Origin of the sequence: Granulicella mallensis MP5ACTX8, assembly GCF_000178955.2 — a bacterium.
Classification (GTDB): Bacteria; Acidobacteriota; Terriglobia; order Terriglobales; family Acidobacteriaceae; genus Granulicella; species Granulicella mallensis.
Genome location: NC_016631.1, coordinates 5,498,005 through 5,518,001 on the forward strand (window position 1 = coordinate 5,498,005; position 19,997 = coordinate 5,518,001).

A 19,997-nucleotide genomic window follows, 5' to 3' on the forward strand; every position below is an offset into this window, starting at 1 on the left:
TGCGCCGTTTGCGGGTTTTTGTAACCACTCATTCACACGGCTTTCACAGACTATCGCCGTACACAGTCGAGAGCAAGACGCAAGAACAGTGCAATCGTGATTTTTCGGGGTGGAAATGTGGGAAAGGGGGCCGGGATTGGAAACAGGAAGTAGGCAACAGATCAGGGCAAAGCCCGAATGGAAGCTTCAAGCCCTGAGCTTCCTGTTTCCGCGGGCCAAAGCCTTAGATCCGTGGAGGCAGGTGCTTCGTCAGGAGTTTTGGATTTCGACCTTGCGCAGCAGGCGCCAGCAGCCGAAGACGATGGCGGCGGCGAAGACGAAGTGGAGCGCAATCGAAAGATTTGAGGGGGCGTAGTTGAGAGGCCCATTATGACCGGACACCATGAAAATAGCATTGGAGATTCTCTTGGCTGGTCCCCTAACGAGCGACAGAACGCCGATCAAGTTCGGCAGTATACCGAGAGCTCGTAGCTTGTGATTCGGGCTGGTCATGAGCCATCGTTGCGAGGCGGTGAGCGTGTAGCCACAGAGACCGAGAGCGATAGAGGCGAGGTATCGGCGTGGGAATTCGATAGCGGAAAGAAGGTCAAAGAGCCTGGGGTGGGGGCCAAGGGCTGCCGCTGCCGGAAGTCGTTGCAGGATGGCGAGAAGGTGCAGCAAAGAGGGCGCATGGACCAGACGGAGCCAGCCCAAAAGAAGCAGCCAGCCAAGTAACGGAAAGACAGCAACAGCGGCCGTCGCTACAGCAAGAGGAGCCAGGAGCACCGAGGCTCGCGAGACAGGACGAGTAAGCAGAAACAAAGTGTTGGAGCTAGAAGATAATGCGTTCGATCCTTTGAGGCTAAGGCCCATGAAGAAGCCGACAAGGCCGGCGGTAACAGGAAAGTTGAGAAGAACCTGGAAGTCAGTGGGATCGACAGGGCAACCGCAGAAGTGGTGCCAGAAGATACCCATGTCCGTAAGGCTCTCCCCGCTGACCCAAACATGCATGAAAAGCGCAAAGAAAAACGAGACCACAAAGGCGGCGATGAGACGGCGGCGGGCGAGAAGGAGCCAGGGTCGGATCATAGGGTTCCAGGTCCAGTTCAGCGAAGAGCTACGAGGGTTAAGAGCTTAGGGTTCTTGGTGATTGACGAAGTGGAAGTTAGAGTTCCTTGCGTGCGAAGAAGATCTGCGCAAGCCAGAGAAATACAGCCGAAAGAAAAATGGGAATAAATGCATAGAACCAGGGCGGCGGCGGACCGAGGCTGAAGTAAAGAAACAGTACTTCTTTGCAGTGCGCAATAGACAGCCCGAGAGCGCGATGTGCGGCGAGAGAACTCGTTAGACGCTGGACCTCGATCACTCCAAAGTAGATGGCGAGCGAGAAGGCTAAGAGGTACGCATTGCGCACCGTCGACTTCGACAAGGTATTGAGAACGGCGAAGAAGCTGAAGATCAGAGCTGCTGTCGTAAGCAGCGAGAGCATGAGGCGAGGCATCGAGGTTAGAACAAGCTGAATGACGTGGTAAAGGTGGTGAGTCTGCTGCGAGTTTCCGAAAGCAGCAGTACCTCGCCATGTGCTATCGGCAAGTGACGTCCAGACCGGTCCATACACGATCAGCATCAGCAAGAGGGAACCGAGGGCCCCGGAGAGAATGGCAGCCAGCAGTGTAGCGAGAGCTGAACCGATTCGCGCCCAGAATAAGAACTTCCGCGTGAGAGGACGTGTACGGATATAGGTGCCTAGCCGAGGTTCCTGCAGATAGTTGGTCGTAATGATCGACGTCATGAGGCTAAAAAACGCAACCATGATGATCATGAGCCCTAAGCCACGGAGATAACTGAACCAGACCCTCTGCGAATGACTGAATTCCGCATCGAACCGCTCGATCTCCCGGGGCAAAAGACTTGAACTGAGAAAGACGAACATCACCCAGGCACAGATGGTGTAGTACATGCGCGCGGCGCTACGTTGTTCGCGAAGATAGGTGCGCTGCGGAAAGGTAAAGCGGCGGAGAAAAAATCTGGGGGCAGGTTCATCCTTCGGTTCAAAGAGTACCGGCAGTTCCCTGCCGGATTCTTCCAGGGCTCTGTTTGCGCGGCGCTTGTAGACCAGGCGGATGCGTTGATAGATAACGAGCAGGACAAACGGCCCGAGGGTTGCGATCGGAATGAAGAGGAAACCGGGGAAATTCATGCCTCCTCCCTCCCCTCAGCAGTACGGCAGAGCTCCAGGAAGATCTCGTTGAGCGAGAGGGGGCTGGAGTCGAGGATCTCAGCGCCGTTGCGAGTCAGTTCAGCGGCAAAGGCTTCCGGATTGCGCTGCACGACGTAGAACGTAGCGTGAGCTTCTTTCCGCGTACTAAGGATCGACTCGCTGCGAGCTGGAAGCGCGGCTCCGGTCACGGTGAAGCGGCGGAAGCTGGCACGAATGTCGTCGAGCGGGCCTTCGAGGAGAACCTTGCCGCGATCCATGATGCCGATGTGGTCGGCGATCTGTTCGATCTCGGGAAGCTGATGGGTGGAGAGAAAGATCGTGCGGCCTTCAGCGGTGCAGTCTTCCACGAGGAGACGCAGTAGAGAGTCCAGGACAACAGGGTCGAGGCCCGTCGTAGGCTCGTCAAGAATCAGCAGTCGTGAGCGCTGGGCGATGGCAGCAGCCAGCGCCGCTTTGGTCTTGTTGCCGAGCGAAGCACGAGCCAGGACGGTATTGAATGGAAGCTCGAGACGGTCGCAGACTTTGCGAGCGAGGGCGTCGGACCAGGTATCGGGATAAAAGGCCCGGTTAAGCTCAAGCAGCTTGTGAACGGTAAGCGAGCTGGTAAGGGCTTTGTCTTCGGGGACGTAACCGACCTGCTGGAGCACTTTGACGCGTTCGGGGTCTTGGGCCGGGTTGAGGCCGAAGACCTCGATGGAGCCGGAGGTGGGTCGGGCGAGGCCCATTGCCATGCGAAGGGTCGTGGTCTTGCCGGCGCTGTTGCGGCCGAGCAGCCCGTAGATGGAGCCTTCAGGAACATTGAGCGAGAGGCCGTCAACCGCGCGAATCTGCTTGCGGCCGGTGCCGTAGGTCTTGACGAGGGAGTGAGTCTGGAGGGCGAAGGTCGTCATGGATTTCCTGCTGGGTCTTCAGAAGAGGGGGAGGCGTGGGTGCGGCGGGACTGCTCGAGCTCCTGCAGCTCGGAGTCGAGCAGCTTGTGGAGGTCGGCAGAGGAGAGGCGGAGCTGCGAAGCTTCGACGGCCAACTGAGCCACGTGAGGACGCAGGCGGCGAAGCTTTTCGGCCTTCAACAGGCCGGGCCCGAGAGCAGTAAGGCTGGCAACGAAGGTTCCGCCGCCTGGCACGGTACGAATGATGCCTTCGCGTTCGAGGTTCTGGAAAGCACGAGCAACGGTGTTGGGATTGATCCGGAGATCGGCGGCGGTGCGGCGCGTGGAAGGCAGCGGGTCGCCGGCGTGCAGGACTCCGGAGGCGATCGCCTGCTTGATCTGCTGCTCCAGCTGCAGATAGACAGGAACACCGGAGCTCGCGGAGATGCGCAGCGACAGCATGACCGTACTAATACAATAATACGGTCAAGGAATGCAACCCTGTTTTTGCGCAGTTAGAGGACGTATGTCCTATAGAGCGAGCACGGAACCGAGCCCTGCAGGGGCGCGCCATCATAGCTTTTTGTCTATTCCCGCCACAGAACCGTCATCCTGAGCGAAAGCGTCCCGGCCTTTGGGCGCGGAGTCGAAGGACCCCGAGGATTGCAGTCTTGCCCATGCCGTCGGACCTTTTCCACTTCAAGCGCTCGAGCCTGCGCCTTCGTGCTGGAGAAGGTCCCAACATCATAGGCAAGATCAAATCCCTCGGGGTCCTTCGACTCCGCACCTCGCAAAAGCGCGAGGCGCTTCGCTCAGCGACTGTCTGTGCTGTCAAGAGAGGGTTATGGGAAAGCGGAAAACGATGAAGCCGTTTCCCTCTTTCCCACAACCTCTGCGGTTGTTGGGATTGAGTTAGACGGGGAGCGGTGGTGTTTGGAACTGTTGGCGAACTTGTCTGGCTTTGGCGTTGAGTCGTACGAGGAGTTTGTGAGCCAAGGCGATACGAACGACCTTAGGGGGTTTGCCAGCGTCGCGGAGCCGTTGCTGAAAGGCGATGAAGTCGGGTTCGTGACGGCCTACGACGCTGGCGACGATGAAGAGGATTTCGCGGATGGAGGGGCGTCCGCCACGCACCACACGCCTGCCTTCGCGTTTTCCGCTGTCGCGGGCCAGGGGAGCGAGCCCGGCCAACTTGGAGATGGTCTTGTTGGACAGGGTGCCGATCTCGGGCATCTCGGCCATGAGCCGGGCCACGGTGCGGTCAGCCACGCCTTTGATGGTGCGGAAGGCCTGATCCAATTGCTTCCATAGTGGATCGGCGGCGATGAGGGCGGCGATGGCGGCGGCCAACTGGTCCATCTGCCCCTTCAGGAACGCCAGCAACTGGTCGATGGCGGCCAGCACTTCGGTATCGGTGACCAGACGGCGCTGGTTCCGTTGCGCTGTGCGCACCTCGGTGAGCTGGCGCAGACGCGTGACCTGGGCCCGCAACTGGCGTTGCCGCTGCGTCCCCAGCACGCTTGGCACGGGCTTGCGGACCTCCGCTACCAGGCAATCAGCCCCGCATCGATGGCATCGGTCTTCTCCGTTACCCCCATGCCTTCGGCGAACTGCCGCACAGACCGCGGGTTCAGAATCGCTACGGCCAGCCCCTCGCTCGCCAGCAAGGCGAACGGCTGTTGCTCGTAGCCCCCGGTGGCTTCCATCGCCACCAGCTGCACCTGATGGGCACGGCAGAATCCGGCCAGCTCTCCGATCCCTGCCACGCTGTTGTCAAACGTCGCTGCCGCTCCCTCTCTGCCGATACGAACCGACAAGCTGAGGGAAGATACATCTACTCCACAAATCATGCGCGTCACGGTGTAACCTGCCTTGTATGTGCGATTGCATAGTCTTCTGACTGTTCGGTCGTACCCTGACTTGGGCAGCGGTCCCTGGGCTGAGCGTCGGTGGTTGATCACCTCAGGATGAACGGGTGCCGTCCGCCCGTGGGGGAACCGATGCCTCGGTTCCCCCCTCTACAACAGACTCTAACGAATGACTGTTGATCTCCTATAGATACAAGGATGACGGTTCGGTGGGAGATGAACAAAGCCCATCGCTCTATCTGCAACATCCTCATTCTTCGATGAAACTGGCACTCATCGTTCCGACGCAGGAGCGTAACAAATCGCCAAAAATTGACGGAACCTTGTAGTCTGTCTGCGCATCCAATCGGAAGAAATACAACACCTGTTGCGTAAAATGCATGTGTTGCTTATATTTCAAGTGTTGTCCAAGTTTCGAGGAGAGATGATGAAGAATTTTGCAATGGCAGGTTTGGCCGCAGCAATCGTGCTGGCGGTAGGTGCGGGTTCGATGAGCGCACAGGTGACGACGTGGAAGATCGACCCGATGCACTCGGAGAGCGATTTTGCAATCAAGCATATGGCAATCAACACGGTGCATGGCTCGTTCCGTGGAGTTTCGGGAGTCATCACTCTGGATGAGAAAAACCTGTCGAAGTCGGGCGTGGAAGCCACGATCGACGTGACCACCGTGGATACCGGCATAGCGCAACGCGACGGCCATCTGAAGAGCCCGGACTTCTTCGATGTGGCGAAGTTCCCGACCATGACCTTCAAGAGCACCGGCGTGACCAAGGCCGGCGATCACTTTGACGTCGCCGGATTGCTGACGATCCACGGCGTGACCAAGCCGGTCGTGCTGTCGCTCGAAGCACTGGCCAAGCCGCAGACGATGGACGGCAAGAGCCTGCATCGTGGATTTACCGCTACGACCGTCATCAACCGGCAGGACTTCGGCCTGATCTGGAATGGCCCGCTCCAGAGCGGCGACAAGGTCCTTGGAGACCAGGTCAAGATCGAGCTGGATATCGAAGCGGTACAGCAGTAAGAGCAGGAACAGGAAACAGTTGGGAGGGCGGACACTTCGGTGTCCGCCCTTTTTGTTTGTGGGCGCAGATCCAAGAGGCTGTTGAGTCAGAGCGTGTGTTGTTGCTTGTTTTTCGTCGTCATCCTGAAGCGTAGCTGAAGGCCCCGCGTTGGTCCGCTGGGGGGGCGCCAGACCAATGGGTAGGGCTGTGGCTGGCAGCGTTCGCTCCAGTGGCATCGTGCAGAATGTGGGGGGCCTTCGCCGATCCACCCCAGCAAGCGCAAAGTGCGCGCTCGCCGGGGACCCCGGTATGGCTCAGGATGACGACGAAAAACAAACAACGACGAAGAACAGGCAACGGCATCCGTAGCTTATGGACAGACTCTTGGGAAGGCCTTTCAGGCGGCGCGTAAGACAGCCTTGGCATCGTATGAGCAGGTTTGCCGGGAGGATTTGGATATGGCTACTTCTGCTGAAACGAAGGAACAACTCGGAGGAAAGACAATGCAAGGAGATCGAGGGGACGCCAAGGCACAGCCCTCAGGGCCTCGTGGAGACAATCCTGCTACCGCCGGGCAGGGAGAGACTCAAGTGAAGTCGAAGACCTCTGAAAATGCCGAGGAGAAGATCAATCCCTCCGCTCCGGGAGAGACGGGAACGACTCCGGGGACGAACGGGAAGGCAATCTCACATTAGAGGGGATGCGGGAACGATAGGCGTGAAGGCCTCCTTGCTTTCAGCATCCGACATCGCTCCCTCCTTCACCTCTCACCCTCCTAAGTAATTGAGTTCGGATAGCACGTTAGAGTTTGTTCTCGCTGAAATAGCGATATTCCATGACCCGCGCAGCGGAATAGGCAGCTTCTCGGCCATAGGTCGCCTCAATCTCCGCGAGCGTTTTATCCAACACCAACACGGAGGGTCCGGCGTTCAAGGACGGCAGGACACGATCAGGTCTTGGATCGCGTCCCACGATGTTCTCCGGTATTACGAGCAATCCGTGAAGGGTCAAAACCGGTTCTGTTTTTTCTGCCATCGCTACAGCATGGGCGCGATGGGAGTGGGTGTAAGCCTCAGCCGTCAATGCCAGAGCCACTTCGTCGATGCCAGGAGCGACAGGGATGCCGATGAGTTCTCCTGCATCGTGATTGTCACGCATAGAGCCCGCTTTTGCTTTCTCTCCTGAACGCCACTGAAACGAATCGCTGTTATGCCTGGAACTCCATTGAGCGACTCCGACTTCCCTGGCGACAGCCGCAGCCCGTTCGTGTCCGGCAATCGCCTCGACAAGTGCGAGGGAGATCATGATCGACGCACTAATACCGGAGCTGGAAACGATCTTTCCATCTGCTACATACCGGATGTTCTTCTCCCAGCGCACGTCCGGGTAGTTGGCGAGCCTCAGGCTCTCAGTGCCCCAATGCGCTGTGGCACGATGCCCATTCATCAAACCGGTATTTGCCACGACAATTGCCCCATTGCAGATGCTGACGATCGTACTTCCCTTCGCAGCCTGGGCTTTGATCCATGCAAGGAGAGAAGGATCCGTCTCGTTCATCATGGCAGGGACGATTACGTAGTCAGCTCCCTCGCGATAGCCCGCATCGAACTGTGCTGTTGTCTGCTGCATCTCCAGCCGAAGCGCCGGGCGCATAGGAACCGTGCCGGGCAGGAGTGAAACCGCTATGACTTTTGCAGACTTCGAGCGGGACAGAATCCCAAAAGGAACAACAAAGTCGGAGAGCTCCGTTCCACTGTTGTCCGCCAGGACAGCTACTACCGGTTGAGCCCGGCCAAATCTTCTCTGATAAGGATTAATCATTTCGTCGTGTCTCTCCAGGGCCCCATCAAGGCCTGAGGTGCGTATGGCCGCTGCGAAAAGGTCAGGGCGAGGCGTCAAGGCGACGGCAGACGCTGCAGTTGCCAGGCTCAGCATTGCCTTTCTACGAGTGAGAATCATTTTGTCTCCAATGGGTTGAGAGTTGAGAACCCTTCATGATTCTGAGTGGGGTTGGACATGGCGTAAAGGACGTAATACCCTCGTTTCACGCCATGCCTCATCGACTTACATTTTTCGTCTATCCCGGCTTTCAACTCCTCGATCTCTCCGGACCGCTCAGCGCCTTCCAGATGGCAGCAGACAGTTCCAGGAAAGGCCGTTATCAAATCGAAGTGGTTTCGACAAAGGGAGGTGCTGTCAGCAGTGCAGGAGGGCTCACGATATCGACGAAGCGGTTGTCTCCTGGACCGATCGATACCTTGATCGTCGTGGGTGGGCGTGGGGCATGGGCGATCGCAGATTTCGAGAAGACAGTGAAGGCCATTCAACGTCTGGCTGGCCGCTCTACTCGCATTGCAAGTGTCTGTACCGGCGCGTTTTTGCTCGCGTGTGCGGGGCTTCTCGATGGCCGGCGGGCGACCACTCACTGGAGATACGCCCGGAGACTTCAACGCGACTATCCGCGGGTCAAGGTAGATATGGACAAGATCTTCATCAAGGATGGAGCGATCTGGACGTCCGCAGGTATCACGGCAGGCATTGATCTGGCCCTCGCGATGATAGAGGAAGACATGGGAATCGATGTCGCGCGTGGCTTAGCGCAGGAGCTGGTCGTCTATCTTCGGCGCCCCGGAGGCCAATCGCAATTTTCAGCGATGCTCGATCTGGAACCTGAGTCGGATCGGATTAAACGCACGCTACTGTACATCCAAAAGAACCTTGCGGCTCCTCTGGATCTTGAAACGCTGGCCGAGGTAGCACGTATCAGCACGCGTCATTTCGGACGGTCCTTTCGGACCGAGACCGGAGAGACTCCCGCCAAAGCAGTTGAGCGGTTACGCATTGAAGCGGCACGTCCACGCGTGGAAGAGGGCGCGGAATCAATAGAGCTGATCGCTTCATCGGTTGGATTTTCTGATCCCGAAAGAATGCGCCGTGCCTTTATCCGCCACTATGGACATCCTCCACAAGCACTACGACGCGTGAAGAAGCTATAGAAGCACGGGCGGTTTGCCAAACCAGTTAGAACAGTGCAGCCAGGCGATCAACGTTTTATCAACCCCAGGATAGCGAGATGAAGCGATGAAAGACAGTTCCCTGACATTACGCGATTGCGACGACTTACACGACCCTACGGCTCAGGGATATTCGCACTTAGCCATTGTGGCGAAAGGGGCAAGCGTCGTTTATATATCCGGACAGTATGCTTCGGGCACAACGGCTGCCGTCGTCTCACCATTGTTTGAAATTCAAATCAGTCAGGCCTTCCAGAACCTACGAACAGCTATTCATGCGGCAGGGGCGACGCCACATAACGTAGCCAAGCTGACGGTTTTTATTGTGGATCACTCAGAAGCGAAACTACCTCTGCTCGGCATGGAATTATCCAAGCTCTTTGGAATACATAGACCGGCACTGACACTGATTCCTGTTCCAAGACTTGCCATGGATAGCATTCTTTTTGAAGTGGAAACAGTTCTTGTCCTGGACTAGCCGTGAAACGAGGTTCGACTCAAAAAAATACAGAACCCGCGCAAATAAAATGTCCCTCCTTTGCTGTGAAGCTACAAAGGAGGGACGGTTTTCTTTCAGTTGAGTTTTAGCGGTTGTGCTTCGGCGAGAAGCCAAACGTTACCGAAAGCATGATGCTGCGGCCGGGGAGGATGCCGACGTTATCGCCGCCGTTGATTGGCGTCGGGCCCATGGTGTTGAACGGGTCTGTGTAGGTTGTGCCATTGGCAGAGATTGTCTGAGTGAGAGCCTTGCCTACGATCTTGTCGCTCGTAATGCTGTGCTCGTCCAGGAGGTTGTTGACGCTCAACCGGATCTTGGTCTGGTCGAAGCGGCCGCCGGTGCGAATGGTGTAGTTGATGAAGGCGTTGGTGACGCTGAAAGGATCGATCGTCGCCTGGTTATGGTATGCGCCGTTGTCCTGGTACATGGTGCCGACACGCTTATTGAACAGCGCCACATCCCAGGCTTTCTTCTGGTAGGTAACGCCTTCCGCCTCGGTATCGGAGGGCGTGTTCTGCACCCACAGTCCCGAAGGCGCCGCGACAGTAATGGGAGCTCCAGTGCACTTACTGGGAGCGCAGGTAACGCTCAATGTTCCGAGGTAGGTAGCGCGTCCCACAGTCGCGTTCACATAGGCGCTGAAGCCATAGCCAAGATAGAGATTGCTCTCCGCTTCAAAGCCCTTGGTGATGGAGCTGGGCTGGAGGAAGCTGATAGGCTCGCCGTCCGAACCCAATACGGTCGAATAGCTGTTCTGAAAACGGATGTGGTAGAAGTCTGCGTCCAGAGTCAGGCGCTTCAGCTTGAGAACCGTGCCGGTCTGATAGGTTGTGGATCGCTGCTGTTTCGGCAGGGTCTGCACGGGGATGAAGGCAGCGCCGGGAAGCGTCGACTGGGCATAGTCGAAGGTGCTGCTGGGCGGAACGATGCTGCCGGTGGAGAGCTGGCCATAGGCCGACCAGTTATTCATGATGCGATAGTTTCCATCGATCGAAGGCAGCGTTGCATAAAAGGCTCCGCCGTTCGTGATGAAGGCATTCGGATTACCGGTTCCGGCAACGCTGGGGGTGGGGCCGGTGCCGAGATTGCCGATGGTCTTGCCATCGTCGGCGAACTGCTTGGTCGAGATAGTCTCGTAGGAGAATTTGGTGCCGGCTGTAATATTCAACTTCTTCGTGATGTGAAAATCATATTCGATGAAGGGCTGGTAGGCCGCGCTGATGTACTTCTCGTTGAAGTTGGAGAGCGCCTGATCGGCCCAGTTATTGAGCGGGTCGGAAGGAAACTGGTGGCGGTTGGTGTTAGCCCAGTCATACCAGGCTCCGAGGTGCAGGGTACCGAACTTCGAGTACTGGCTCAGCTCCGACGTCTCGCCGTACTTGCGATAGCTGTTGTACTTGTCGATGCCGCAGGGCAGCTTGCCTTTTACCGGCACATTGCAAGGCTGAATGGGGAGTCCGAGATAGCTCGTAGATCCGTTGATCGTGGTGGCTTCGGTGATCGGCGTGGCGTTGGTGTACTTCTCGGAGTTGTCGTAGTTGTAGGTGTAGGGCTTGATGTCGAAGACAAAGTTGTGGCCGAACTCCGAGTGCAGGCCGACGTACTCGAAGTCGGTAGGCACGTGGTACCAGTTGTACTGAAAGTCGAGGTAGTTGGCCGGGTCGGAGTTATCGGTGTTGAGGAAGTTGATACCCGCGCCCGCAAAGGGCGCCAGCGTTGCGGTGCAGGTATAGCCTGCCGTAGCTCCGAACATCTGGCAACGGGTAGCGCTGAAGTTCGGCGTATTCGCATCCAGCCAGATCACGCCGGAGTAGCCGGTGAGCACGGTCTTATCGGTGATTCTGTACTCGACCTTGATGTCGCCCGCGTTGCGGGTCTGGAAATTGAAGGTCTGATAGCCGTCGGACTGCAGGTGGTGGACGTCGACGGTGAAGTTGAACCGGTGCCCAGGACCGAAGTTACCCGAGTCATACTCGCCGTCGTAGAGATAGGTGTGGAACGATCCGCCGGAGAAGGTCCCGCGGATATTTTCCAGCGGAGACAGGTCCTGGGAGAGCAGGTGGATGGACCCGCCGAAGGGCGTGGGCCCGATGGTGGAGGCGGTACCGGGGCTGCGGTCGAAGTCGATGCTGCCGATGAACTGCGAGGGGAAGAACGCCCAGGAGTGGTGGCTCGGCGTGTTGGTGTCGAAGAAGGGGATGCCGTCGAAGTCGATGTCATAGTCGCCATCGGGGAAGCCGCGGAAGAAAGTTGAGGACTGGCCCAGGCCGACGCCGTTGCCGTTGGTGGTAAAGGTTCCGGGAGCCATCTCGACCGCCTCACCAAAGTCGGAGACCGGCGAGGTGAAGTTGTGAATGAAGGAAGACGTAATCTCGGTGCGGGCGGAGCGTTCGTCGAGCAGAGCGTCCATGGGCGCGAGCGCCGCGGCGATGGAGCCGGTCGTGTCGGCATCGACCGTAACCTCGGTAGTGGTGGAACCGATCTCGAGGGTGAGGGAGACTTCACTCGGCTGTCCGTCGGCAACCTGCACCGACTTGCGGGTTACACCCTGAAAGCCGGGGGCGACGGCTACGACGGTGTACGATCCTGCACGCAGGCCGGAGACGGAGAAGTGTCCCTGGCCATCGGCGGTCGTAGTCGAAGCATGGCTGGTGGCGTCGTTGCGAACCGTGATGCTGGCGTTGGCGATCATGCCGCCCTTGGAGTCGGCGACGGTTCCCTGCAGCGTGTCGTCGGCAGTTTGGGCCGCGGCCTGCGAAAGTATTCCCACAGCGGAGAACAGGAACAGGCAAACGGTAACGGCGATCCGGAGAGCTCGACGATAGGGCTTGTTCGATTGAACTTCAAAAACTTTCACGTGTATTTCCTTCCACGGTTTGTCGTACGTTGGTCGGGCCCGGCGGCGTTACTTTGGGTGAGAGCAGAGAAACTCAAAGGGCTCTTGTTCGCTACGCGTAGACGCAGAAAGTCAGGGCATGGCCCATGCGCCTGCCTTCCAATCCGAGAGATACAAACCTCTCCTGAACCGATATTGCGTTTTAACAAGAGTGCGTGCGCCCTATGAATAAAGCGTTAAAAAGAGGTGAATCTGTGTTAAATACGAAAGGTAAGTTATTCAAAACAGAGGACTTATATTTAAGGAAAACTTAAGGTTTGGGTGCTTTCTTAAGAAACGTTGAAGGCGCGTTCAGGCGTTCTTCAGCAGTGAAGGAATGGGTGCATAGGGCACTGAGGCCTGCAGGAGACGGGGATGCAGGATGGAGGCTTCAGGAGATAAGTTCTTCTTTTCCAGAGGCATCCATGTGGCATTGGTCACGATAGAACGCTGCTGATCGGCATGCTCTTCAGGGCCTGCCTGTGCGCATTGTTGGTTGCAGCGGGTGCTTCTTTGGCCTGTTCAGCATGGTCTTTCAGGGACTGTTTGCTGATAGCAGGCTTTTTCGCTTCGATCAACACGGTAGTGTGGGGGCGTGTTACAACAGGGGCGAGGAGTTTGCTTTCCGGCGGCGCAAGCGTGACGGTAAACGCTGGTGTGGTCTGCCAGTCTGTAATCCTTAGCGATGGCCGCCGGAGACCGCCAGCCGATATATGCGCTCTCGATCTCTCCACACTGTGCGACCAAATCAGATGAGAACATCTACTGGCATTGAGCCTAATCATCGAAGCGTGCAGCCTATGCGTACACAGCCGATGAATCACATCGTTGTAGACTTGTTCGCGAGCCAGATTAGCCGTCGTCTTATACTTCACCCCTTTTGAGGTTGTTTCTTTGCGTCACTTCCAGTCTGCTTTGAAAAGTCTGCCCGCCACGTCGTCAGCGTTGCCCACGATCTTCGCTCTCGCTATCACGCTACTCATCTCCGGCTGCGGAGGCAGTGGAAGTGGCAGTGGCAGTGGAGGCACCTCCTCCGGAACACCCGCGATTTCATCCGTTACGGTGAAATGTTCGCCAACCTCGATCTCTACGAATCAGACCTCGGCCTGCACACCGACGGTGAGCGGCACTGGGAGTTTCAGCAGTGCCGTGACGTGGTCCCTCAGCCCATCAAGCATTGGCTCGGTGAGCAGCACGGGTGTCTTTACGCCAACAACGACAGGAGCCGCAACCATAACCGCCGCATCCACACAGGACGCAACCAAGTCGGGTTCTATGGCCGTCACCGTCACCGCATCCGGTCAAACCACGACGGGTTACATAGTCGGACTTGCATCCCTTGCAACCGGAGGCACGACCGCCGCGGAATGGCAGCTTACCTCCGGCAGCTCAACAGCCGTCGCTTCGGCGTTGCCCTTGCCCAGCGGCGTGACAGGTGGTTCTGTAGCCACCGGCATAGCGGTCTCCGGCAGCGATGTGTATGTGGCAGGAGACGCGGTCTCGAATGGCTATTTGATCGCCGCATACTGGGTGAATGGCACGGCCACGACGTTGCCCTTGCCCAGCGGCATATTAAACTCAGTGGGCACGGGCATCGCGGTCTCCGGCAGCGACGTGTATGTGGCGGGCGACGCGTATAACGGTGACGCGGAGGAGACTGGGACCGCTGCATACTGGGTGAACGGCACACTGAAAACCTTGCCTTTGCCCAGCGGCACGACAGGCGCTGTAGCTAATGGAATCGCGGTTTCTGGCAGCAATGTGTACGTGGCGGGCGACCTGGGTCTCACGGCGGGCACCGAGATCGCCGGGTACTGGGCGAACGGCACTCCCAAAATTTTGCCTTTGCCCAGCAGCACGTTGCAATCATCGGCCACCAGCATCGCTGTCTCCGGCAGCAACGTGTATGTGGCGGGGTATGCGGTTGACAACGCGGTGTCCAATACGACCGCCGCATACTGGGTGAATGGCACGCTCGAAACTTTGTCCTTGCCCAGCGGCACGGTAGGTGCTGTAGCCAATGGAATCGCGGTTTCTGGCAGCGATGTGTATGTGGCGGGGTATGGGTATGAGAACGACGCGCCGGAGACCGAGATCGCCGCATACTGGGTGAATGGCAAGGCCACGACGTTACCCCTGCCCAGCGGCACGACAAGTGCTCAAGCCACCGGGATTGCGGTCTCCGGCAGCAACGTGTATGTGGTGGGCTCGGGGTATAACAGCGCGACTCAGACCTATACCCCCGCATACTGGGTGAACGGCACACTGGAAACCTTGCCTTTGTCCAGCGGCACGATAGGGGCTCAAGCCACCGGAATCGCGCTCTTGCCTCAGTAGGCTCTGGCCAAGGGCCGGGTGATTCCGCTCACAGATCGGGCATCTACTTATTCTGAAAGATTGTCTCGAATGGCAGTCCGGCGGGTATGTTTTTGCCAATCGGGACGGAAAGCCTTACCTCGGAACGTCGATAAATCGCCCGCACCGGAAGGCTGTCACACCGAAGGTGACAGGTAAGCGCCGCCCGCTCTTCCCTGCGGATTTTGTACTGCACTCCCTACGCCATACAATGCTAACTAGGCTCGGTAGGTCGGGAGTGGATGCGTTCACCATGATGCGGATTGCTGGTCACAGCAGCATCGTGGTGTCACAGCGGTACATCCACCCCACCCCGGAGGCAGTGGAACGCGCTTTCGAGCGGCTTCAACTGTCTGGCGACTTCGCCGTTATCGAGCCAAAAAGACAGCCACCCGCTACAGCATCCGCAACATTGGAACTAGCGTAGCGCGTAAGTTGTTGCAGGGCCTGTAGCTCAACGGTTAGAGCAGGGGACTCATAATCCCTTGGTTGGGGGTTCAAATCCCTCCGGGCCCACCATCTCCAAGACTCAGTAAATCCATATAAACAAAACAAAAATAGACATTTATATTGTTGGGCTGCCTGACAAAGGTGCCGAGTTAGCTTGAGTCAAGGTCGCTCGATTCGCGTTTCGGTACAATTGCGGTACAGTACTGGGTGAAGCGGCCTGTCCAGGAGATACCGTGGCGACTATCGTCAAGACTCCATCTGCTACTTGGAAGGCCGTCATCCGCAAGACCGGCTGGCCCACGACCGCGAAGACCTTTCGCACCAAACGGGACGCAGAAGACTGGTCGCGCCGCACTGAAGACGAGATGGTGCGCGGCGCGTACATTCAGCGGGCAGGTGCTGATCGTCTTACCGTAGCGGATGCTCTGACGCGATACCTAGCGGAGATAACGCCGAGCAAGCGGCCAAGCTCTCAAGTATCAGATCGGCAGAGATCGGCAATCCTCACGAAACACTTGGGCAAATACTCCCTGGCCGCAGTCACTCCCGAAGTTGCCGCAAAGTTTCGAGACGTACGACTTGCCGGCGAAGATCGGAAGGATGACATAGGCGGGCCCGTTCCACGTTCAAATGACACTGTTCGGCTCGACCTGGCATTACTGGGACACCTCTTCACAATTGCAATAAAAGAGTGGGGTATCGGGCTACCCGCGAATCCAGTCATGAACATCCGTAGACCAACGCCAGCTCCTGGTCGCAACCGTCGCCTCTCTGCTGGCGAGGAAGCTAAGCTTCTCAAGGCTGTTGCCCTGCACAGTAATCCGATGCTCCGCTGGATCGTGAGCATCGCTCTTGAGACGGGGATGCGCTCCTCCGAGATCACCGGGCTTCGCCGAATGCAAGTGGACTTGGATCGTCGAATTGTGCGGTTGTTGGAGACAAAGAACACGACGCCACGCACCGTTCCTTTGAGTAAAGATGCCGTCGAGATTTTCCGTGAGGCGATAACGCATCCGGTACGGCCCATAGATACCGATTTGATCTTCTTCGGAGAGCCCGGTCGAGATGGCAAGCGTCGTCCCTACAACTTCAACCCTGTATGGCTGAACATCAAGCGCGAACAGGGGCTCGCCGATGTCCGCTTCCACGATATGCGACATGAGGCGGTAAGCCGATTCGTCGAAGCAGGCTTCTCGGACCAGGAGGTCTCCGCAATCAGTGGTCACAAGTCGATGCAAATGTTGAAGCGTTACACACATCTGCGAGCTGAAGACTTAGTGGCTCGGATGGACGAGGCCGCGTTACGGCATAGAGGTCAAGTGCGTGAAGCGTAGCCGCCAATTGATCTCTGAACATGCGGAAGCCCGACAACTGGGCGGTACACCGGGGTTCATGCGCGAGCAGGGCAGTCAGCGCTGGTTTCTGCGCATGACGATCACGCCCGACGATGGCAGCGCGGCGTGGGAGCACAGCGATACGCTGACGTACTCATCTCCCGAGCGGGCAGCGCGTGTGTGTGCCGTTGGGCTGACGGTGCCGGTGCGGTACAGCCCCATCGATCATTCGGTGATGATGACCGACCTGATAGCCATGGGCCTCGAAGACTCTTTCCTGCTGCAGTGCAAGCAGTGGAACGCGGCGGTCGCGAACGGAACGACGAACGACCTTTGAAGGGATCTGATGCGACAGCGACGTACATTGATGAGCATGATCCCTATCACCATCGTTGTTCAGGGTACAAAATCGTCGTAGTGGGTAGCGTCTGGAACGCTCGAGTCTCTTGGACTCTGGGAATACATTTCACCACCGACGGTCTTCATCACCTGGCAGCAGATGAACTAGCGCCTTTGAACCCGCGTTATTCTTTCGACCCTGAAGAATAAGACTTTCGCCAACTCTCCCATTTACAATGCCAATGGAACCCTACACAGCCGGGTGAGGTGAGCAGTGGTAAGTAGGACAGGAACACTTGCGCGTATGCGTTTGGGGCAAGCGTTCATCGTCCTGCTATCGGTAGGTTTACTCGCCGGTTGCTGGCAGGCCGTTCAAGTGCACAACTACCAATCATTGCTGATCGCGGTTCCGGTGAACGTGGTTTTGCAGTTCAGGTTGATCGCTTTCATTCGCAAACAGAAACAGATTATGGCGCGCAGGTTCGCAAGGTAAGAGAGAACACCCACCAAACCGAGGGCATCCCGAGCGGCGGTTTTTGACGGTCAAGACTCCACGCGGCAGCAATGGCAAAATGAAGACTGAGGTTTACGCCTCCGGGCCGATTCCTTCGGTGCTGATGAAGGATTAGGGTAATGCCGATCCGGAATCTTGCGACGTGGAATCAGCAGAAAACGCTGGAACGCTTCTGGGACGGGCGGGCGATAATTGAGCGTCTAGCTATGATGCCTAACGATGCGCTTATCTATGGCTTCAACCACGACCTGTTCTTTCAGACAATACGTTCCTTGGTCGATAGCAGCTTGACAAAGCAGAGAAAAGACAAGTTTTGAGAAATTGAGCACCGTCACCCGCAACGGCCAGAGCGCCCGTTATTTTTGAGTGCAAGGTAGTGGCAACACAAAATTTCAAACCCATGTCAAAGATGGAAAATGGTGCCTGATATTTGGGGAGATCGTTTACCTGCCCGATCCATATCCAGTTTTTTAAGAGCTGAAATCCAATCGCTAAAAGTCGCAGAGGAACATAAAGAAAACACCCACTTTCTGGCTTCATAGCGTCTTATTTCATTTGCACTTGCGGCATTGGGGAGCAACTCATAATCCCTTGGTTGGGGGTTCAAATCCCTCCGGGCCCACCATTTCTATCTTCATCCCTGATCGCTAGTGCGTGTCATCAAACTGCTTCTGGAGCGAATCGAACTGTGCAAACAGCTTGTTGAGGCACGGTGAGGATGGGGATTCGGTCAGATATCGCGCCTATCAGAAAATTCAATACGGCGCATAACGAAAAAGTGCGAAGTCGTGCGAAATTCTATCTCGCCTCATCGTGAAATCCCCTCGTCCCCTCTGGGCTTGAGAGTTCTCGAAGCGATGCCGAAGACCTTCGCACATGGCTTTTGGTGATGTGTCGCATAAAAATAAGCTCTTTGCGCAAACAGTGCTTGCTGTTCCGTGCGGCACTGGGTACGGTACAGCTACTGCAACACAATTCTCAGCCTCTTTAAATTGCCGCCCGGGAGCCTGCAAGCCAGCTCCAAAAGGGCCTGCCCTACGTGTTTTTATTGGGGACCTTTACCCCTTTTGCCTACTTAACCCGATCAAGGAGTCTTGCCATGCCCTCCGCCCGAACCCAGGAAGCACGTCCCTCCTTCTCGCAGAAACTCATGCGCCTCAGCACACGGCTGCGCGATGCAGAGTGGCGCCGCTACGGCGCTACGCTCCTTGCCGGTAAAGTCCTCGGCGTCACCGCCGTGATGGCGGTGGCCGCTGTGGTGACCGAACTTTGTTTCGCGAAGGTGTTCGCCGCGGATACTCCGGCGATCAAAGTAGCCGACGTGATCAGCCCGATCAACACCATGTGGACGCTGGTCGCGGCCTTCCTCGTCTTCGGCATGCAGGTCGGGTTCACCATGCTGGAGGCGGGCTTCTGCCGCTCACGCGAGACCGTCAATGTGCTGATGGAGTGCATCGTCGACACCTGTCTTTGCGGCCTGCTCTTCTATGCCATCGGCTTCGCCTTCATGTTCTCCCATGGCAATGGCTTTATCGGCTACCACTGGTTCTTCCTGAAGGACATTCCCACGACCTACGAATCGAGCGGCGTCAGCTTTCTCGCCTTCTGGATCTTCCAGTTCGCGTTCGCCGATACCTGTTCCACTATTACTTCGGGCGCTATGATCGGCCGCACCGGCTTTGTGGGCGATCTGCTCTACAGCCTTGCAGTTTCGGGATTCATCTACCCCATCATCGGCCACTGGGCATGGGGGCCGGACGGCTTCCTGGCTACGATGGGCACTGCGGGATACTTTCTTCCGCACCTGGGACAGAGCTTCCATGACTTCGCCGGTTCGACGGTGGTCCACACCATCGGCGGCATGGTGGCACTGGCCGGATCGATCGTCCTGGGACCTCGGCTGGGACGCACCTTCAAGCGCGACGGCGGCGGGCCCATGCTGCCGCACGATCTGACCATCGCCGCCTCGGGAGCGCTGCTGCTCTGGTTCGGCTGGTATGGCTTCAATCCCGGCTCGACGCTTTCCGCCATGGACTTCGAAGGCATCGGGCGCGTCTCTGCGAACACCACGCTCGCGGCGTGCGCTGCCGGTCTCAGCGCGATGTTTATGTCTTACCCGATGAGCAAGAAGTGGGACATCAGCTTCACGGTCAACGGCTTCCTGGCGGGCCTGGTTGCGATTACCTGTCCCTGCTACTGGGTCAGCCCGACAGGCTCGATTCTTATCGGAGCGGTGGCGGGCGTCGTCGTGGTCCTCGGCGTGGAGCTGCTCGAGTACCTGCGCATCGACGATCCGATCGGCGCGGTTCCCGTGCACGGCCTCTGCGGGATCTGGGGAACGCTGTCGCTGGGTCTCTTCGCGATCGGCAAGTATGGAGTGAGCGGCCCCACGGCGCCGGATAACAGCGCGCCGCTGACAGGGCTCTTCTACGGCGGCGGTCTTACGTTGATGAAGGCGCAGTTGATCGGCAGCGCCATCATTACGCTTTCCACCTTTGCCGTGGCCCTGCTGGTGATGTGGCTGGTGAATCTGACCGGAACGCTGCGCGTCTCGCACGAAGGCGAACTGTACGGGCTCGACCTCCACGAGCACGGCATCACGGCCTATCCCGAGTACGTCATCACGAGCCTCGGCTCTCCCTCCGGCCTCTCGGTACCCAGCGAGAAGTAGACC

17 protein-coding genes, 1 tRNA gene and 1 pseudogene are annotated in these 19,997 nt (G+C 57.4%); 10 read left to right on the forward strand and 9 right to left on the reverse strand.

Annotation, left to right across the window (positions count from 1 at the left end):
• Positions 1-249: 249 nt before the first annotated feature.
• From ACIX8_RS21250 to ACIX8_RS21270, 5 genes and pseudogenes are all read right to left on the reverse strand, one after another.
• The gene (locus ACIX8_RS21250) at positions 250-1,068 is read right to left on the reverse strand and encodes a hypothetical protein (RefSeq protein ID WP_014267449.1); all 819 of its coding nucleotides are present in this window, start codon (positions 1,066-1,068) and stop codon (positions 250-252) included.
• Positions 1,069-1,144: 76 nt separating this feature from the next.
• A complete protein-coding gene (locus ACIX8_RS21255; protein ID WP_014267450.1) occupies positions 1,145-2,179 on the reverse strand; it encodes a hypothetical protein in 1,035 nt (344 codons plus the stop codon).
• Entirely contained in the window at positions 2,176-3,090 is a 915-nt protein-coding gene (locus ACIX8_RS21260) for an ABC transporter ATP-binding protein (protein ID WP_014267451.1), read from the reverse strand. Before ACIX8_RS21260 ends, ACIX8_RS21255 begins: the two co-directional genes overlap by 4 nt.
• A complete protein-coding gene (locus tag ACIX8_RS21265) occupies positions 3,087-3,530 on the reverse strand; it encodes a GntR family transcriptional regulator (RefSeq protein WP_014267452.1) in 444 nt (147 codons plus the stop codon). The genes ACIX8_RS21260 and ACIX8_RS21265 overlap by 4 nt, the downstream gene beginning before the upstream one ends.
• Positions 3,531-3,980: 450 nt before the next feature.
• Positions 3,981-4,927: pseudogene (locus ACIX8_RS21270) on the reverse strand (IS110 family transposase).
• A 433-nt stretch (positions 4,928-5,360) separates the two neighbouring features.
• Here ACIX8_RS21270 and ACIX8_RS21275 point away from each other — a divergent pair.
• Both ACIX8_RS21275 and ACIX8_RS21280 read left to right on the forward strand, forming a co-directional pair.
• The gene (locus ACIX8_RS21275; RefSeq protein ID WP_223295410.1) at positions 5,361-5,963 is read left to right on the forward strand and encodes a YceI family protein; all 603 of its coding nucleotides are present in this window, start codon (positions 5,361-5,363) and stop codon (positions 5,961-5,963) included.
• 483 nt (positions 5,964-6,446) lie between these two features.
• On the forward strand, positions 6,447-6,638 hold the full coding sequence (locus tag ACIX8_RS21280; protein ID WP_014267454.1) for a hypothetical protein: 192 nt from the start codon (positions 6,447-6,449) through the stop codon (positions 6,636-6,638).
• 106 nt (positions 6,639-6,744) lie between these two features.
• Here the strand turns inward: ACIX8_RS21280 and ACIX8_RS21285 are convergent, their stop codons facing one another.
• Entirely contained in the window at positions 6,745-7,764 is a 1,020-nt protein-coding gene (locus ACIX8_RS21285) for a DJ-1/PfpI family protein (protein WP_190273717.1), read from the reverse strand.
• Between the two features lie 173 nt (positions 7,765-7,937).
• On the opposite strand from ACIX8_RS21285, the gene ACIX8_RS21290 reads away from it, so the two are divergent.
• Positions 7,938-8,939, forward strand: a complete 1,002-nt coding sequence (locus ACIX8_RS21290; RefSeq protein ID WP_223295411.1) for a GlxA family transcriptional regulator — start codon at positions 7,938-7,940, stop codon at positions 8,937-8,939.
• 85 nt (positions 8,940-9,024) lie between these two features.
• The gene (locus ACIX8_RS21295) at positions 9,025-9,435 is read left to right on the forward strand and encodes a RidA family protein (protein ID WP_014267457.1); all 411 of its coding nucleotides are present in this window, start codon (positions 9,025-9,027) and stop codon (positions 9,433-9,435) included.
• Between the two features lie 106 nt (positions 9,436-9,541).
• On the opposite strand, the gene ACIX8_RS21300 is transcribed toward ACIX8_RS21295, so the two are convergent.
• Positions 9,542-12,313, reverse strand: coding sequence for a TonB-dependent receptor (locus ACIX8_RS21300; RefSeq protein ID WP_014267458.1), 2,772 nt, complete (start codon positions 12,311-12,313; stop codon positions 9,542-9,544).
• Positions 12,314-12,768: 455 nt separating this feature from the next.
• Positions 12,769-13,065 (reverse strand): hypothetical protein, encoded by a 297-nt coding sequence (locus ACIX8_RS21305; protein WP_150110701.1) that lies wholly within the window; start codon positions 13,063-13,065, stop codon positions 12,769-12,771.
• A gap of 181 nt (positions 13,066-13,246) precedes the next feature.
• On the opposite strand from ACIX8_RS21305, the gene ACIX8_RS24900 reads away from it, so the two are divergent.
• The 5 genes from ACIX8_RS24900 to ACIX8_RS21325 all read left to right on the forward strand — a co-directional run bounded on the left by ACIX8_RS24900 (position 13,247) and on the right by ACIX8_RS21325 (position 16,807).
• Positions 13,247-14,668: a hypothetical protein gene (locus tag ACIX8_RS24900; protein ID WP_150110702.1), complete on the forward strand. Its 1,422-nt coding sequence runs from the start codon at positions 13,247-13,249 to the stop codon at positions 14,666-14,668.
• A gap of 52 nt (positions 14,669-14,720) precedes the next feature.
• On the forward strand, positions 14,721-15,113 hold the full coding sequence (locus ACIX8_RS26650) for a tyrosine-type recombinase/integrase (RefSeq protein WP_223295582.1): 393 nt from the start codon (positions 14,721-14,723) through the stop codon (positions 15,111-15,113).
• 16 nt (positions 15,114-15,129) lie between these two features.
• Positions 15,130-15,205, forward strand: a tRNA-Ile gene (locus ACIX8_RS21315).
• Between the two features lie 164 nt (positions 15,206-15,369).
• Positions 15,370-16,470 carry an integrase gene (locus ACIX8_RS21320; protein ID WP_014267460.1) on the forward strand — a complete coding sequence of 367 codons (1,101 nt, stop codon included), beginning with the start codon at positions 15,370-15,372 and terminating at the stop codon, positions 16,468-16,470.
• Positions 16,460-16,807 (forward strand): hypothetical protein, encoded by a 348-nt coding sequence (locus tag ACIX8_RS21325; protein ID WP_014267461.1) that lies wholly within the window; start codon positions 16,460-16,462, stop codon positions 16,805-16,807. The genes ACIX8_RS21320 and ACIX8_RS21325 overlap by 11 nt, the downstream gene beginning before the upstream one ends.
• Before the next feature lie 753 nt (positions 16,808-17,560).
• On the opposite strand, the gene ACIX8_RS25750 is transcribed toward ACIX8_RS21325, so the two are convergent.
• A complete protein-coding gene (locus ACIX8_RS25750; protein WP_150110703.1) occupies positions 17,561-17,863 on the reverse strand; it encodes a hypothetical protein in 303 nt (100 codons plus the stop codon).
• Positions 17,864-18,422: 559 nt separating this feature from the next.
• Between ACIX8_RS25750 and ACIX8_RS21340 the strand changes: the two genes are divergently transcribed.
• Complete coding sequence (locus tag ACIX8_RS21340; protein WP_014267464.1) at positions 18,423-19,994, forward strand: ammonium transporter; 1,572 nt, start codon at positions 18,423-18,425, stop codon at positions 19,992-19,994.
• The last annotated feature ends 3 nt before the right edge of the window (positions 19,995-19,997 follow it).

Coding starts and splice junctions, on each gene's coding strand:
- ACIX8_RS21250 (WP_014267449.1), bottom strand. CDS start 1,068: ATGATCCGACCCTGGCTCCTTCTCGCCCGCCGCCGTCTCATCGCCGCC.
- ACIX8_RS21255 (WP_014267450.1), bottom strand. CDS start 2,179: ATGAATTTCCCCGGTTTCCTCTTCATTCCGATCGCAACCCTCGGGCCG.
- ACIX8_RS21260 (WP_014267451.1), bottom strand. CDS start 3,090: ATGACGACCTTCGCCCTCCAGACTCACTCCCTCGTCAAGACCTACGGC.
- ACIX8_RS21265 (WP_014267452.1), bottom strand. CDS start 3,530: ATGCTGTCGCTGCGCATCTCCGCGAGCTCCGGTGTTCCTGTCTATCTG.
- ACIX8_RS21275 (WP_223295410.1), top strand. CDS start 5,361: ATGATGAAGAATTTTGCAATGGCAGGTTTGGCCGCAGCAATCGTGCTG.
- ACIX8_RS21280 (WP_014267454.1), top strand. CDS start 6,447: ATGCAAGGAGATCGAGGGGACGCCAAGGCACAGCCCTCAGGGCCTCGT.
- ACIX8_RS21285 (WP_190273717.1), bottom strand. CDS start 7,764: ATGATTAATCCTTATCAGAGAAGATTTGGCCGGGCTCAACCGGTAGTA.
- ACIX8_RS21290 (WP_223295411.1), top strand. CDS start 7,938: ATGATTCTGAGTGGGGTTGGACATGGCGTAAAGGACGTAATACCCTCG.
- ACIX8_RS21295 (WP_014267457.1), top strand. CDS start 9,025: ATGAAAGACAGTTCCCTGACATTACGCGATTGCGACGACTTACACGAC.
- ACIX8_RS25750 (WP_150110703.1), bottom strand. CDS start 17,863: ATGAAGCCAGAAAGTGGGTGTTTTCTTTATGTTCCTCTGCGACTTTTA.
- ACIX8_RS21340 (WP_014267464.1), top strand. CDS start 18,423: ATGCCCTCCGCCCGAACCCAGGAAGCACGTCCCTCCTTCTCGCAGAAA.